The sequence below is a fragment of the Roseospira visakhapatnamensis genome, from assembly GCF_014197915.1.
Taxonomy (GTDB): domain Bacteria; phylum Pseudomonadota; class Alphaproteobacteria; order Rhodospirillales; family Rhodospirillaceae; genus Rhodospira; species Rhodospira visakhapatnamensis.
The window spans coordinates 1-15,914 of the sequence record NZ_JACIGK010000024.1 but is presented as its reverse complement, the minus strand read 5'-3'; the positions used below and the strand labels follow the sequence as shown (position 1 = coordinate 15,914).

Here is a 15,914-nt window from a genome sequence, read left to right as displayed (position 1 = left end):
CCGGCCGGTTCGCCGTCGCCGGCCAACCCCGCTCGCGTGCCTCGCCACCTTCCACCGTTGGTCGGACCCGCGTACACTCGTGACCCGGGCTGCGCGCGACGGTGGGAGGCGGGGCGATGGGACTCCGATGGCGCCGACGCCCCACCGCGAACGGGGCGCGGACCGGCGGGACGGCGGCGGACCGGCGCCCCGGCGAAGCGGCCCCCGCGCGTCGGCGGGGCCACTGGGCGGGACCGCGCCTGCTGGCCCTGGTCGCCCTGCTGGTGCTGGTGGTGCTGCGCGCCGTCGATCCGGCGCCCCTGCGCGTGCTGCGCACCCGGACCTTCGATATCTACCAGCAGATCAAGCCGCGTGCCGTGGTCTCGCGGCCGGTGACCATCGTCGACATCGACGAACGCAGCCTGGCGACGCTGGGCCAGTGGCCCTGGCCCCGCACCCTGATCGCCGAACTGATCACCACCGTGTTCGAGCAGGGCGCGACCCTGGTGGCCTTCGACATCGTCTTTGCCGAGCCCGACCGCACCTCGCCGGGGCGGGTGGCCAAGGCGACGCCCAACCTGGACCCCTACACCCGCGCGCGGCTGCGGGCGCTGCCCTCCAACAGCGCGGTGCTGGCCGAGGCCATGGCCCTGGGGCCGGTGGTGGTCGGCCAGGGCGTGATTCCGGCGTATCACGAAGACTACCGTGGCCCGGTGGCGACCCCGTCCGTGGCCCTGATCGGCCAGGACCCGCGCCCGTGGATGCGCCACTACGGCCCCGTGCTGGCCAACGTGCCGGAGATCGACGCCGCCGCCGCCGGCCGGGGCGTGTTCGTGGTCGAGGGCGAGGACGACGGTATGGTGCGCCGCGTGCCCATGGTCATCAATGCCGCCGGCACCCTGTGGCCGTCGCTGTCCACCGAGATCCTGCGGGTGGCCACCGGCAACACCACCATCGGCATCCGGGCGCGCGCGCCCAGCGGGGACGCGGCGGCCGCTGGCCGTGGTATCGAGGGGCTGATCGTGCGCCCCCATTTCATTCCCACCGATGAACTCGGGCGGCTGTGGGTCTATTTCTCCCACCATGACCCCGACAAGTACCTGTCCGCCGTGGACGTGCTGGAGGGGCGGTTCGATCCGGACCGCATCGCCGGCCGTCTGGTGATCCTGGGCACCTCGGCCGTGGGCCTGCTGGACATCAAGACCACGCCCGTCGATACCTTCCTGCCGGGCGTGGAGGTGCACGCTCAGGTGATCGAGGCGCTGGTGGACGGCGCCACGCTGACCCGCCCCCGGCTGACCGACGCCGGCGAACTGGCGCTGGCCTTCGGGTTCGGCCTGGTGATGATCGTGCTGGTGCCGCTGCTGGGGGCCACCTGGACCCTGGGGCTGCTGGTGGTCGGCATGGGCGGGGCCTTCGCCGGGTCCTGGGTGGCCTTCGCCGACTATCGCCTGCTGACCGATCCCGTGTTCCCGTCCTTCGTGGCGCTGGTCATGTACATCGGCCTGAACTACGCCAACCATGCCCGCGAGGAGGCCGAGAAGCGGCGCGTGCGCGCGGCCTTCAGTCACTACATGGCGCCGGCCATGGTCGAGCGCCTGGTGGCCGATCCGTCGCGGTTGCGCCTGGGGGGCGAGATGCGTGAGCTGACCCTGATGTTCTGCGACATCCGGGGATTCACGACGCTGTCGGAGCAGTTCGACGCCGAGGGCCTGACGCGCCTGATCAACGGCTTCCTGACACCCATGACCGAGGTGATCCTGTCCCACCAGGGCACCATCGACAAATACATGGGCGACTGCATCATGGCCTTCTGGAACGCGCCGCTGGACGATCCCGACCATGCCCTGCACGCCACCCAGGCGGCGCTGGCCATGCTGGCGGCGCTGGAGGACCTTAACGGGCGCCTGGAGCGGGAGGCGGCCGAGGAAAACCGCCCCTTCCTGCCCATTCGCATCGGCATCGGCCTCAACACGGGCGAGGTCTGTGTCGGCAACATGGGGTCCGAGCAGCGCTTCGATTATTCGGTGCTGGGCGACGACGTCAACCTGGCCTCCCGGCTGGAGGGGCAGTGCAAGACCTACGGTGTGCCCCTGGTGGTGGGGGAACGAACCGCCGCCGCGCTGGCGGGGCGCATGCCGCTTCTGGAACTGGACCAGATCCAGGTCAAGGGCAAGACCCGCCCGGTGCGCGTGTTCACGGTCCTGGACGACGAGGCGGCGCCGGACGCGCCGGACGTCCGGGCCCTGATCGGCGCGCAGGAGACGCTGCTGAACGCCTACCGGTGTCGGGACTGGGACGCGGCCGAGGCCGCCCTGGCCGACTGCCGGCGCCTGGCCGGCCCGCGCGCGGTCGACCTGCGGTCCCTCCACGATCTGTACGCGACGCGCGTGGCCGCCTTCCGCGCGGCGCCGCCGGGTGACGACTGGGACGGCGTGTTCGTGATGCGGGAGAAGTAGGCGGGGCGCCCCTCAGGATCCTTGAACGGCATCCAGGGACGGGTGCGTGTGCGGGCGGTCGGTCAGCAGCGCGGCGACGGCGCCGGCGTCCAGCGGTCGGCTGAACAGGTAGCCCTGTCCCAGGTGGCAGCCGTTGGCCCGCAGGAAGTCCACCTGCGCTTCCGTCTCCACGCCCTCCGCCACCAGGGCCAGGCCCAGGGAACTGGCCATGCGGATGATGGCCTGGGTGATGGCCATGTCATCCTCGCTGGTGGGGATGTCCATCACGAACGACCGGTCGATCTTCAGAGCGTCGATGGGGAACCGCTTCAGATAGGACAGGGACGAGTACCCTGTGCCGAAGTCGTCGATGGACAGCGTGATCCCCAGGTTCTTGAGCGACCACAGCGCCTCGATCGCCTCGTCGGCGTTCTCGACCAGCATGCTCTCGGTCAGTTCCAGGTCCAGCAGGTCGGGCTTGACCCCGGTGTCGCGCAGGATGCCCTTGATCAGGTCGGCCAGTTGCTGGTCGCGGAACTGGCGCGCCGACAGGTTCACGCTCACCCGCATGGGCGGCAGGCCCGTGTCCAGCCACTGGCGGATCTGCTTGCACACCGCCCGCAACACCCACTCGCCGATGGGCACCACCAGGCCGGTCTCCTCGGCCACGGGGACGAACTCGACGGGCGAGACCTGCCCCAGCTCGGCCGAGGTCCAGCGCAACAGCGCTTCCGCGCCCACCACCGCGCGGGTGTTCAGGTCCACCTTGACCTGGTAGACCATGGACAGTTCATCGCGCTCCAGGGCGCGGCGCAGGCCGGTTTCGATCTGCAACCGGCGGACCATGTCGTTGGACAACCGGTCGGAATAGAACTGGAAATTGTTGCGGCCCTGCTTCTTGGCGAAGTTCACCGCCGTGTCGACGTTGCGCAGCAGGTTGGAGATGCCCCCCCGGGTGCGCGGATAAATCACCACGCCGATGGAGCCGGAGGTGTAGATCTCGCGGCCGTCCACCTCGAAGGGGCGCGACAGGTCCTCCAGCATGCGCTGGCTGATGGTGGTGACCTCGTCCTCGCCCTTGATGTTTTCCAGGATGACGGTGAACTCGTCGCCGCTTTGATGGGCGACCGTGTCGCCCGGGCGCACGTGCACCTGCAGGCGCCGGCCGGCCATCTGCAGCACGCGGTCGCCGGCCGGGTGGCCCAGCGTGTCGTTGATGTTCTTGAAGTGGTCCAGGTCGACGAACAGGATGCCCACCTGGGTGCCCTTGTCGTCGGCGCGGGAGATGGCCGCCTCCAGGCGTTCGCGGAACAGGGCGCGGTTGGGCAGTCCGGTGAGCGGGTTGCGGGTGGCCAGGAACAACAGGCGCTGTTCGGCGATCTTGCGTTCGGTGATGTCGCGCATGATGCCGATGAACAGGTGCCGGCCGCCCACCTTGAGTTCCGACAGCGACAGCTCGGCGGGGAAGGTGGTGCCGTCGCGGCGCCGTGCCTCCACCTCCCGGCCGGTGCCCATGACGCGGCTCTTGCCGGTCTGCGTGTAGGTGCGCACGAAGTCCTGGTGGCGCTCGCCCATGTCCTCGGGCATGAGGATGGTGACGGGCTGGCCGAGGACCTCCGCCGCCTCGTACTCGAACACCTTTTCGGCGGCGGCGTTGAAGGTCTCGATGACGCCCTCGGTGTCGACGATGATCAGCGGGTCCACCATGGTGTCCATGATCTTGGACAGGCGTTCCTCGCGCTGGACGATTTCCTCGGTGGCGCGCTGGCGCTCGCTGACGTCGCGGGCCACCAGCATGTAGCTGTGCCCCTCGCTGTCCGGGTCGTAGGGCAGGGCGGCCAGTTCCACGTCGATGACGCGGCCGCGCACGTCCAGCATGCGCGCCGGAAGGCGCCGCTGTTCGCCCACCAGCAGGGTGTGCGCGTCGTCCAGCAGGCCACGGCTTTCGTCGTCCACATAGTGGCGGATGTCGCGCCCGATCATGGAGTCCGCCGGCCAGACGCCGAGCATGGAGGCTCCGGCGGCGTTCATCAGTTCCACCAGATTGTCGCGCACCACGCAGATCAGGTCCGGGGCGAGATCGATCAGGTGGCGGTAGGTCTTGTCGGCGCGGGCGATTTCCTCCAGCCGTCCCAGGTCGAGCAGGTCGTTGATGATCTCCAGCATGTGGTGGCCGGAGCGGGCGATGTCGTCGACATAGGAGAGGTATCGGGTGCTCTCCAGCACGCCGAACACGCCCGACTGGATCACCTCGGCGAAGCCGATGATGCTGTTCAGCGGCGTGCGCAGTTCATGACTGATGGTTTGCAGCAACTGGGACTTGGCGGAGTCCGCGGCCTCGGCCTGATCCAGCACCTGGGCCAGTCGCTGTTGTTGGGCGCGCCGCTCGCTCATGTCGGAGAGGGTGAGCGCGACGCCGTTGCCCAGTCGACTGGCCACCATGTGGACCCACACGGTGCGGCCGTCGGGGCGCGTTACCGGATGTTCGATGCTGACCGGCGCGCGGTCCTCGACCACCTGCGCCAGCGACGACACCAGATCCGGCCAGCCGACGTCCGCCGCCAGCGCGCGCAGGCCGTTGCTGGTGATCTCGCCCCCCTTGCGGCCCAGCAAGGTGGTGAAGGCCGGGTTGACCAGCAGCCAGCGGAAGTCCCGGATGGTGCCGCCCAGGTCGCGCACCGCCTCCAGCGCCGCGATGCCGTCCCGCACGGCGCCGACCAGGCCTTCCAGGAAGGCGCCCCCGTTTTCCAGGGTGCTCAGGGTTTCCTTGCGGATCACGGCGTAGCTGACGGCCCGGCGCAGGCTTTCCGGCGACAGGCTGTCCTTGATCAGGTAGTCCTGGGCGCCGCGCCGCACGGCGCCGGCGGCGACGTCCTCGTCGTCGGTGCCGGTCAGCACCACCACCGGCACGCCGGGCTCGGCTTCCAGGATGGCGTCCAGGGTCCGCAGGCCGTCGGAATCGGGCAGCTTCAGGTCCAGGATGACGGCGTCGAAGGCATCGTCATGGAGGCGCGCTTCCGCGTCCGCCAGGCTGGCCGACCACTTCACGTCAAATCCGCCCTTCTCGCCCTCGTTCAGGAGAACCTGAACCAGGCGAGCGTAGGGTGCGTTGTCTTCGACAAGCAGAATCCTCAACCCGTGAATCCCGTGCACGTCATCGGGACACCGATTCCTGCTACCGCCCCCTCGGCGGTCCCGGTTCTGTAGGCCATGGAAGGGTGTGCCGGTCATCCGGGGAGCCCCTCCCTCAAAAGACAGTGCCCCGAGCGCGACCACCGTGTCCAGACGAACCCGAGACGGCACGCCTGAATTCTCGTCTGTCGACGCGGGAGGTGACGTGGAAGACAACGCCGGGGGAATGGCGGTCGCCCAGGCCGTCGCTCCGGTTCGCCGTCGGCGGGGCCGGGGACCAGAGAGACCATGAGGCTAGAGCCTCGTATATTGATTGTCGATGTTTCCTTGGGGTGGCTCGGACCCGCCCGAAGGTCTGGGTGTGCCGTCGCCAAGGGGCGGGTGTGCTCGGCCGGCACCCGGCTTGGTGCAGGATGGCCACACCCCGGATGATCGTGATGATGGCCCGATTGCCAATCGTGCCCTCGATTGGCATCGTGGCGGGCCTGGACCGTCCATGGGATCGAAGGCCGGGACGGGGGAGTCATGGGGTCGCTCGGGGGCCTCGTTCCGACCCGCGCCAACGTCTGGTGATCCCCCGCGTCGTGGCGCGGGCGCGTGCCCCGCGTCGTCGGTCGGAGACGGGCGGACGGGTGATCAGGCCATCCGCGCGCCGGACCCAAAATCCCGCCAAGGATCTCGTGTCGTGTCGAAGTCGCCGCAGCCACCCTCCTCTTCGCCGCCGTCCGATCCGGCGCGGGCGGCCCTGGTTGGCGCCATGCCGGCCGTCTTCGTGCTGCTGTGGAGCACGGGCTTCATCGGTGCCCGGCTGGTCCTGCCGTATTCCGAGCCGTTGACCTTCCTGGCGCTGCGCTTCGCCCTGACCACGGTCATCTTCCTGCCGCTGGTGTGGTGGTCGCGCGCGCGCTGGCCGTCCACGCCGGCCCAGGCCGGGCATGCGGCGGTGAGCGGGCTGCTGCTGCACGGCGTGTATCTGGGGGGCGTGTTCTCGGCCATCGAAGCCGGCATGCCCGCCGGAATCGCGGCCCTGATCGTGGGCTTGCAGCCGCTGGTGACGGCCCTGGCGGTCGGTCCGCTGCTGGGTGAACGGGTGAGTGCCCGGCAGTGGCTGGGACTGGTGCTCGGCTTCGGGGGCGTGGCCATGGTGCTGGGCGACAGGCTGGCGCCAAGCGCCGACCTGCTGTTCGAGGGCTTCGGCCTGGGCGCGGTGCTGGCGACCGGCGCGGCGCTGCTGGGGATCACCGCCGGCACGCTGTACCAGAAACGGTTCTGCGGGGGGCTGGATCCGCGCCCCGGCGCCGTCATCCAGTTTTCGGCCGCGACCGTGGCCATGGGCGCCCTGGCGCTGCTGACCGGCGAGGACGGAACCATCGCCTGGACGGCCGAATTCCTGTTCGGGCTGGCCTGGCTGGTGGTGGTGCTGTCGGTGGGCGCGGTCACGCTGCTGATGGTGATGATCCGCATGGGCGAGGCCGCGCGGGTGGCCAGTCTGTTCTACCTGGTGCCGCCGGTCACGGCCCTGGTGGCCTGGGCGCTGTTCAACGAGACCCTGGGCACCCTGGCGTTGACCGGCATGGGCGTCGCCGTGTTGGGCGTGCTGCTGGTGATTCGGTCGGGCCGGCGCTAGGGCCGGTCGCGCGAAACCCGAACCCCCGGCCGGAACCGGCGTCGAGCCTGAGCCGGCTTTCCCGTTCTGATTCGGCTCGCGGGGGCCGGACAAAATGCCGAGCCCCCCGGCGACCAGGCGGGGGGCTGGGTCGGCGCCGCGTGCCGCGCCGGGAGGCATGCCACGAATCCGCCGTCTCCATGGCCTTTGCTGGGGCCATGAGCGAGGTGACCACAAGAGCCGCGGGTCGGACGGCGGACGGTCCACGAACGCGGGGGGCGATTGGGGGGATGACCCCCAGGTCACGCCGCGTCCTCCGTTTTGATATGCTTGCCGTCCGGCCGGGTGCTACGCTTTCGGTCGCGTGTCTGCCCGAGGCGCCGGCCGCACTCGTCGTAGAGTTCGGGAAACAGGTCCTGTGCGCGGAGATCGAGGGCTCCGGCAATGGCTTCCTGCAGGTACTGCGACCCGCCGCCCAGCGCCGCCTGGCTGACCGCCTGGTGCGAGACACCCTCGCGCCGTGCGAGCGCGCGTTTGCTCAAGCCGCGAATGCGCAACTGAAAACCGATCCACTCCCGCCGGATGGCGGGGTTTTTTGGGATGTCCAAAGTTGCAGCTGCAATTGCCATGACAAGAAGACTAGCGAAATCCCACTCATTCGGCAAGCGAATAATCGCTGACGTTCACATTTTCCCGCGTATCTCGACCGAGGCGTTTGGTCGATCACCGGTCGACAGGAGCCATGGCGGATATGCCCGGACACAAGGCTAAGGCCATGGTAGGAGAGGGGAAGGGAGAAGGGCTGGCACACCGTATCCGGACGGCGATCGGGGAGGAGAGTGCGCGATCTTTCGCCATGCGCGCGGGTATCAGCGACAGCACACTGAGAAGCATTCTGAAGGGAACCAGCCCCACGCTCGACAGCCTGGTGCCCATCGCCAGGGCGGCGGACGTGTCGGTGGACTGGCTCGCCACCGGCGAGGGGCCGATGTATCGCGACGGCCTCGCGCGCGGGGCGGCCGCGGTCCCATCGCCGTCCATGGCGGTCAGGGGGGTGGCGTCCGTCCCCGCCCTGGATGGTCGTCTGCTGGGCCTGTGCTTCGAGGGGATCAGGGCCACATACCGTGATGCCAATGCGCGCATCGACGATCGCTCCGCTGGTGAACTGGCCGGCCGTCTGTATGCCGACGTCATCGCCGCCACCGAGGGCGACACGGATCTCAAGGCCGCGCGGGTGGCCCTGCGCATGGGGCTCTACCAGTTACGCCGTGAACTGCACGCGACGGTTGAAGAGAATCAAAGCAAACACTTGGCTTAAGACTGATCCCGCCAGTTTCGTAATCTAATAGGTACTCTTTCTGGCAGCTTAGTCAAGCGCTTCCTTTTGCCCGCCGTCTTTGGTGGCTCGGGGGGCTGCTGTCCATGATTTGGTGTTTGTTTCTTATTAGTTGCGATAAGCTGCCATTAATTTTACTCAAAGTTCATCTCTGTTTGCGTCAGGGAACGAAGGCCCGCACCATTAAGGTCCGGGCTTCGGACGGCATCCGGTGTCATCGGGATCGGGTGATGGCGAACGTCATCTCGGACGATCGCACGCAAGCGCTTCTGTTGCCGCCGGACCTGCGGGAGTGGGGGCCGGATGACGGCGTGGCGCACTTCATCATCGAGGCGGTGGAGCGGGTCGGGCCGTCGGCGTTCGGTTCGTGGCGGCGGATACGCACCCGGACCACGACACCATCGCGACCTTCCGGCGGGAGAACGGCGCGGCCATCACCGACTCTCACAACAACCAGATGACCCAAAACCAGGCAAACTGCTAGTGCAGCGACGCATTCAAGGGAGTCACCCTTGAATGCAAACGTCGCTGCACAAGATATTGTTTCTCGTGCACTTTCGATCCAGACAAAAGAATGCGGACTGCATCTTTTGTCTGGATCAGTGCCCTAGGTCAGTCGCGCGAAGCGCGGAATGGCGCTGGCCGGCACCAGGGCCAGGCCGCGCGCCTGCGCGGGTCCCAGCCAGGCGGACAGCCCGGCGATGGTGGCGTCGCGGGGGTGGCCGATGGCGATGGCGTGGCCATGTCGCGCGGCCACCCGTTCCAGTTGCGCTAACTGGCGGTCCACCGTGGCGCGGCCGGGGTCGTGGTCGAGGAAAATGGAGCGTTCGATGAACGGCACGCCGGCCCGGGCCGCCAGTCCGGGCGCCACCGAGCCCCCGGTGGTGCGGCTGTCCAGGAACAGCAGTTGCCGGCGGCGGACCTCGTCCATGACCACGCCCATGCCGGCGGGGTTGGCGGTGAACCGCGACCCCATGTGATTGTTCAGTCCCACATAGCCGGCGAAGCCCCTCAGGGCGCCGTCCAGCCGGCGGCGGATCTCGTCGGCCGATTGCCCCACCATCAGCGCCCCGGGACCCGGGTTCACGCGCGCGCTGCTGGGCTGCATGGGCATGTGCAGCATCAGTTCGTGCCCGGCGCGGCGCCCGGCGGCGGTCTGCGCCGGCAGCTCCCCCGCATAGGACATGAACGACAGCGTCAGGGGGCCCGGCAGGGCGGCCACGCGGGCGGTGCGGCGATGGTCCAGGCCCAGGTCGTCGATGACCACGGTCACCATGGGGCGGGCGCCCGGATCGGCAATGGCGAGGGCATTGGCCAGCCAGAGCGGCCCGCGCGGCGTGGCGGGGACCGGACGGCGCGCTCCGTGGGATGAGGGCACGGTGGCCACCGCCGTGGACGCGGACCCGGGCGCGCGCACGACGTGTCCCTCGGCCGGCTTGTGTCCGGGCCGGGGAGGCGCGCCCGGCGGCGCCGGCGTGGGCGGCGCCGGCCCCAGGGAGGACAGCCACGCCGGCACCCGGGGCAGGGCCGCCGCCGAGTCGGCCGCCGGGTGGCCGGCCAGCACGGTCTGGTCGGGCCGCATCACGCGCGCCGGGCGCAGCGGCGCGGCCAGAACCTCGGGCGAGGCCCCCTCGGCCATGGGAAGGTCGATGGTCACGCTGGCCGCATCCGGCATGTCGGCCATGGTGACGGTGCCGGGCGGCCGGGGCGACGGTGCGTCGATGGCATGGTCGCCGGACGCCGCCGATGAGATTAGGCCGGTCTCCCGGCCTTGCGTCTCCCAGCGCCGCAGGTGCAGTCCGAGGGCGGCGCCGACGGCGAACAACGCGGTCCCGCCCAGGATGGCGCGGCGGCTGATCGGGGGGGGCGTCCCCGCGCCCCGGCCGCCAGGCGCCCGGCGCCCGCCCTTGGGGCGCGACTTCGTCCAGGCTGGCCGGGCGCGGTCGGTCCGAGTTCCCTTGCCGGCGGTGGTGGCCGTCTTGGCGGGCGCGCGCGCGCCGGCCGCGCGAGTCTTGGACCCACCCGTCTTTGAGCCGCCGGGGCGCGCGGCGGACGACCGGGACGGTCGGGCGCCGGCCTTGCCGGTCCCGCTCGCGGGGCTGCCTCCGCGCTTGCCGGTCCTGCCTCCCGAGGCCATGGTCATCGGCTCCCACTGTTTCCCCGGTCGTGTTTTCTGATCGCGTTTCCTGATCGCGCGTCCCGGGCGCCGCCCATGGGCCGGTCGGGGCGTCCCCTCACGATCGCGCGGGCGGACGCCCCGGCCGGGGCGTCCGCGCCTTCACAGACAGTATCGAAGATCAGACCTCGTCGCAACAATGACACCCAACCCCCTGAAGCATAACCCTTCAGTCACCACGGGAACTCACCGTCCGCTCTCCAGATCGCCCAGGTCCATGATCTCCTGAAGCTCCCGGGTTTCCGTGATCCGCCGCAGGCCCTGGTCGAAGGCCCGGACCACCGGCGCGGGCACGCGATCGCGCGCGAACCCCACGTGCAGCCGCTGGACTCCGGCCGGCACCACGGACAGGGCCGGGACCGAGCCATCCACCTCCGCCATGGCGCGGGTGATCACATGGTAGTTGCCGAACAGCGCCACCCGGTCGTCGGGACGCAGCGTCCCCAGGCGGGCGATCAGCCGGGGCAGGTCGGGGCCGAACACCAGCCGGGTCTGATCGAGCCCCTCCACCGCCCGGTGCGCGTGGCGGGCCTCACTGGACGGCCCGCGCGCCAGTACGATGAAGTCGGTGAACTGGGCGGCCTCGGTCAGGTGGGTATCTAGGGTGAAGAACGCCAGGCGGCTTTCCACCAGCGACCGCGAGATCCGCATCGTCCGGTCGGTCTGATCTGGGGATGGCACGGGAAAGACCCCGTCGCAGCGCCCCGACGCCAGCAGTTCGGCGGGCCGCAACCACGGCAACAGGCTGATGCGACAGGGAAGCCCCGCTTCCCGGCAGGCGGCGACCACGGCCTCGGTCACCGGGCCGCCCGGCCGCCCGTGGGGCAGCAACGCCCGCGCCGTGGGCATGCTCAGGCGGTCCAGCAGGACCCCGGGGCGGGGTGGCGCCGCCAGGGGGGCGGCCAGGGGGATAGTCGGGGACTCGGTGGCGGGGGGCTCGGCGGCGGGAGACTCGACCTCGGGCACGCGGACCACGGACAGGCGGGTCTCGGGCGCCGCCGGATCCGGCTGATCACGCGCCGCCAGCACACGGCCCAGGCTCTTGGTCACCGGCGGCACCGGCGGCGCCACGTCGGCGCCGGTCAGGGGCGTGCTCGACGCGGGCTCGTCCACCGACTCCGCACCGGCGGCGACGATCCCGGCGTCGGGCGTCTCGGAGCGGGAGGGGGGGCCGGTGTCGTCGTCGCCGGACCCCTCCGCCGCGTCCGGCACCTCGTCGACCGTCGGGCGCGTGAAGCCCAGGGCCCTTGGGTCCGGCCGCGCCGAGGGCGGCAACGGCGGCGGAACGGTCTCCACGAAGGGCGGCCAGGGCGCCGTGCACAGGACCAGCGGCCGGGCGGCCGCCTCCGTGCCCTCGGGCGCCGCGTCCGGGGTCTCCGCCAGGGCGGACGAGACCACAAGCCCCGTCGCCAGCAGGCCGGCACCCACAAGCCTCCCCCTTGGACCCCCGGTCACGACAAGCCTGGTCACGACAAGCCTGGTCGCGGCAAGCCTGGTCACGACAAGCCCGGCGGCGTCCGCTACCCTCGTCCATCCCCCTCGACCCGACCCCGCCTGACGCATCCGGAGAGTCCCCCCTCATGGCCCATGCCGACTTTGTTCACCTGCGTGTCCACACCGCCTATTCCATGTCGGAGGGCGCCATCAAGGTCAAGGACCTGGTCGGCCTGTGCACGCGCCAGGCGATGCCGGCGGTGGCCATCACCGACACGGGCAACGTGTTCGGGGCGCTGGAGTTTTCCGTGGCCTGCGCGGACGCGGGGGTGCAGCCGATCGTCGGCGCGCAGGTGGCGGTGCGCAACACGGACGAGCCGCGCCGCCGGGGCGCCGGCCCCCGCGACCTGCGCAAGCCCGATCCGGATCCCCTGGTGCTGCTGGCCCAGTCGGCGGCGGGCCTGACCAACCTTCAGCACCTGCTGAGCCGGGCGTTCCTGGACACCCCCTCGGGCGAGAAACCCCAGGTGACGCTGGAGGACCTGGAGGCCCGCGCCGAGGGCCTGATCCTGCTGACCGGCGGCGTCGAGGGGCCGGTGGGCCGGCTGCTGAGCGAGGACCGGACCGAGGACGCGGCGGCGCTGCTGGCGCGGTTGGCGGCGGCCTTTCGGGGGCGGACCTACGTGGAGATCCAGCGCCACGGCATGGCCGCCGAGGACCGCCTGGAGCCCGCCTTTATAGACCTGGCCTATGCCCAGGACCTGCCGCTGGTGGCCACCAACGAGCCGTTCTTTCCCGGCCGGGAGATGTTCCAGGCCCATGACGTGCTCATCTGCATGGCCGAGAAGACCTTCGTGGACGAACCCGACCGCCGCCGCCTGACCCCCGAGCACCATTTCAAGAGCGCCGCCGAGATGCGCGCGCTGTTCGACGACCTGCCGGAAGCCTGCGACAACACCCTGGTGATCGCCCGGCGCTGCGCGGTGATGGCCGAGCGGCGCAAACCCATCCTGCCGCACGCGCGCCGCGCCGCCGACCGCTCCGAGGCCGACGCGCTGCGCGACCTGGCGGTCGAGGGGCTGACCAAGCGCCTGTGGAAGCATGTCTTCCAGGAGGGCATGAGCGACGAGGACCGCGCGGCCGCCGCCCGCCCCTACCACGAGCGCCTGGACTACGAACTGGGCGTCATCGACTCCATGGGCTTTCCCGGCTACTTCCTGATCGTCGCCGACTTCATCCAGTGGACCAAGCAGCAGCACATTCCGGTGGGGCCGGGGCGCGGCTCCGGCGCCGGCTCCGTGGTGGCCTGGGCGCTGACCATCACCGACCTGGATCCGATCCGCTTCAACCTGCTGTTCGAGCGCTTCCTGAACCCCGAGCGCGTGTCCATGCCGGACTTCGACATCGACTTCTGCCAGGACCGGCGCGGCGAGGTCATCCACTACGTCCAGGGTGCCTACGGCACCGACAAGGTGGCGCAGATCATCACCTTCGGGAAGTTGCAGGCCCGCGCCGTGCTGCGCTCGGTGGGGCGGGTGCTGCAAATGCCGCTCGGGTTCGTGGACAAGATCTGCAAGATGGTGCCCAACAACCCGGCCAAGCCGGTGACCCTGCCCCAGGCCATCGAGGGGGAACCCCGCCTCCAGGACCTGCGCCGCGAGAACGAGCAGGTGGCCCGCATGCTGGACATCGGCGTCAAGCTGGAGGGCCTTTTCAGCCACGCCTCGACCCACGCCGCCGGCGTGGTGATCGGCGACCGGCCGCTGGCCGACCTGGTGGCGCTGTACCGCGATCCCCACGCCGACATGCCCGTTACCCAGTACAACATGAAGTGGGTGGAACAGGCCGGACTGGTGAAGTTCGACTTCCTGGGCCTGAAGACGCTGACGGTGCTCGACCGCGCGGTGGCCCTGCTGCGCCCGCGCGGGATCACCCTGGACCTGTCGGCGTTGCCGCTGGATGACCGCCGCTCCTACCACATGCTGGGGCGGGGCGAGACCGCCGGCGTGTTCCAGCTGGAAAGCGTCGGCATGCGGGACGTGCTGCGCAACCTGAAGCCCGATACCCTGGAGGACATCATCGCCGTCGTGGCCCTCTACCGGCCCGGCCCCATGGACAACATCCCCAGCTACATCAAGCGCAAGCAGGGCCTGGAGCCGGTGCACTACATGCACGAGCAGCTGGAGCCCATCCTTCGCGAGACCTACGGCATCATGATCTACCAGGAGCAGGTGATGCAGGCCGCCCAGGCCCTGGCCGGCTACACCCTGGGCGGCGCCGACCTGCTGCGGCGGGCCATGGGCAAGAAGATCCAGGCGGAGATGGACACCCAGCGCGCGCTGTTCTGCCAGGGCGCCGAGGCCCGCGGCATCCCCGCCGCCAAGGCGTCGGAGATCTTCGACCAGATCGCCAAGTTCGCCGGCTACGGCTTCAACAAGTCGCACGCCGCCGCCTATGCCCTGGTGGCCTATCAGACCGCCTATATGAAGGCCAACTACCCCGTCGAGTTCATGGCCGCGACCATGACCTACGACATGCACAACACCGACAAGCTGGGGGCCTTCAAGACCGAGTTGTCCCGTCTGGGCGTGCCCCTGCTGGGACCGGACATCAACCGGTCCGAGGTCGCCTTCTCGGTGGAGGACGGCGCCGTGCGCTACGCCCTGGCCGCCGTCAAGACCGTGGGCGAGGCGGCCATGGCGGCCCTGGTGGCCGAGCGCGCCGAGAACGGACCGTTCCGGGACCTGGGGGACTTCGCCACCCGCCTGGACGCTCGCGTCGTCAACCGCCGGCTGCTGGAGAACCTGGCCAAGGCGGGGGCGTTCGACAGCCTGAACGACACCCGCGCCCAGGTGTTCGAGGCGGTCGAGAGCATCCTGCGGCTGGCCCAGAGCGCCGCCGAGGATCGCGCCTCCAACCAGGTCAGCCTGTTCGGCGGCACCGCCCACGAAACGCCGGCCCTGACCCTGCCGACCCGTCCCGAGTGGAGCGCCATGGAGCGCCTTCAGAAGGAACGCGAGGCGCTGGGCTTCTATCTGTCCGCCCATCCGCTGGACAGTTACGGCAAGGGCCTGGAGCGGCTGGGCACTGTGGCCCTGGGAGACCTTCCCGCCTACCTGAAACGCGGCGGCAAGACGCCGGTGAAGGTGGCCGTGATCCCCGGCGCCAAGAAGGAGCGCAACAGCAAGTCCGGCAACCGCTTCGCCTTCGTGGAGCTGTCGGACGCCAGCGCGACCCTGGAGGCGGTGTGCTTCTCCGAGGTTCTCGCCGCCGCCCGGGACAAGCTGGAGGCGACCCAGCCGCTCCTTGTCAGCGTCGATGCCCGCCTGGAGGGCGAGGACGAGGTGCGCCTGAACGTCCAGACCGTGGAGAGCCTGGACGTGGCGGTCGCCCGCACGGTGGAGCAGATCAAGATCTATGTCGGCACCGCGGACCCCTTGCCCGAGGTGCGGGCGATCCTGGACCGCGACCCGCGCGGACAGAAGTCGGTCTTCGTGGTGCCGCGCACCCCGGCGCGCGAGGTGGAGGTGGAACTGGACACCCGTCATCGCCTGTCGGCGGAGACCCTCATGGCCCTGCGCACGGTGCCGGGGGTGCTCGACGTGCGGGAGGTCTAGCAAGGAATCGTCTGTTTCGACGGATCGTCACCGGGGGCCCTTCCCTCTCGGCCGGCATGTCCTCGCCGATCGTCCCGTCGCGGTCGACGCTTGGCGTTTGTCCAGCAGTTCTCATTTTGAGCTGAAAGGCTTGGACACGGGACACGGGATGTGATTCACCCTCTGGGTGAGGTGGCTTGAAGAGCAAATCGCGGCG

General features: G+C 70.0%; 8 protein-coding genes and 1 pseudogene. 5 read left to right on the top strand and 4 right to left on the bottom strand.

The features are described 5' to 3' along the window. The first annotated feature begins 116 nt into the window (after window positions 1–116). The gene (locus GGD89_RS14370; protein WP_184046491.1) at window positions 117–2,438 is read left to right on the top strand and encodes a CHASE2 domain-containing protein; all 2,322 of its coding nucleotides are present in this window, start codon (window positions 117–119) and stop codon (window positions 2,436–2,438) included. Between the two features lie 12 nt (window positions 2,439–2,450). On the opposite strand, the gene GGD89_RS14365 is transcribed toward GGD89_RS14370, so the two are convergent. Further along, window positions 2,451–5,552 carry an EAL domain-containing protein gene (locus GGD89_RS14365; RefSeq protein ID WP_184046489.1) on the bottom strand — a complete coding sequence of 1,034 codons (3,102 nt, stop codon included), beginning with the start codon at window positions 5,550–5,552 and terminating at the stop codon, window positions 2,451–2,453. Window positions 5,553–6,306: 754 nt separating this feature from the next. On the opposite strand from GGD89_RS14365, the gene GGD89_RS14360 reads away from it, so the two are divergent. Then, the gene (locus GGD89_RS14360) at window positions 6,307–7,176 is read left to right on the top strand and encodes a DMT family transporter (protein ID WP_184046573.1); all 870 of its coding nucleotides are present in this window, start codon (window positions 6,307–6,309) and stop codon (window positions 7,174–7,176) included. 281 nt (window positions 7,177–7,457) lie between these two features. Here GGD89_RS14360 and GGD89_RS14355 read toward each other — a convergent pair whose 3' ends face one another. Next, on the bottom strand, window positions 7,458–7,784 hold the full coding sequence (locus GGD89_RS14355; protein ID WP_184046487.1) for a hypothetical protein: 327 nt from the start codon (window positions 7,782–7,784) through the stop codon (window positions 7,458–7,460). 113 nt (window positions 7,785–7,897) lie between these two features. Here GGD89_RS14355 and GGD89_RS14350 point away from each other — a divergent pair, with 113 nt between their 5' ends. After that, window positions 7,898–8,473 (top strand): helix-turn-helix domain-containing protein, encoded by a 576-nt coding sequence (locus GGD89_RS14350; RefSeq protein WP_184046485.1) that lies wholly within the window; start codon window positions 7,898–7,900, stop codon window positions 8,471–8,473. 248 nt (window positions 8,474–8,721) lie between these two features. Continuing rightward, window positions 8,722–8,927, top strand: a pseudogene (locus GGD89_RS20185) (hypothetical protein); the annotation flags it as partial. A gap of 171 nt (window positions 8,928–9,098) precedes the next feature. On the opposite strand, the gene GGD89_RS14345 reads toward GGD89_RS20185, so the two are convergent. Together GGD89_RS14345 and GGD89_RS14340 are read right to left on the bottom strand one after the other, a co-directional pair. Next, window positions 9,099–10,628: a divergent polysaccharide deacetylase family protein gene (locus GGD89_RS14345; protein ID WP_184046483.1), complete on the bottom strand. Its 1,530-nt coding sequence runs from the start codon at window positions 10,626–10,628 to the stop codon at window positions 9,099–9,101. A gap of 225 nt (window positions 10,629–10,853) precedes the next feature. Beyond that, window positions 10,854–12,095, bottom strand: coding sequence for a hypothetical protein (locus GGD89_RS14340; protein ID WP_184046481.1), 1,242 nt, complete (start codon window positions 12,093–12,095; stop codon window positions 10,854–10,856). Between the two features lie 152 nt (window positions 12,096–12,247). Here GGD89_RS14340 and dnaE point away from each other — a divergent pair, with 152 nt between their 5' ends. Next, window positions 12,248–15,718 (top strand): DNA polymerase III subunit alpha, encoded by a 3,471-nt coding sequence (gene dnaE / locus GGD89_RS14335; RefSeq protein WP_184046479.1) that lies wholly within the window; start codon window positions 12,248–12,250, stop codon window positions 15,716–15,718. Window positions 15,719–15,914: the final 196 nt, after the last annotated feature.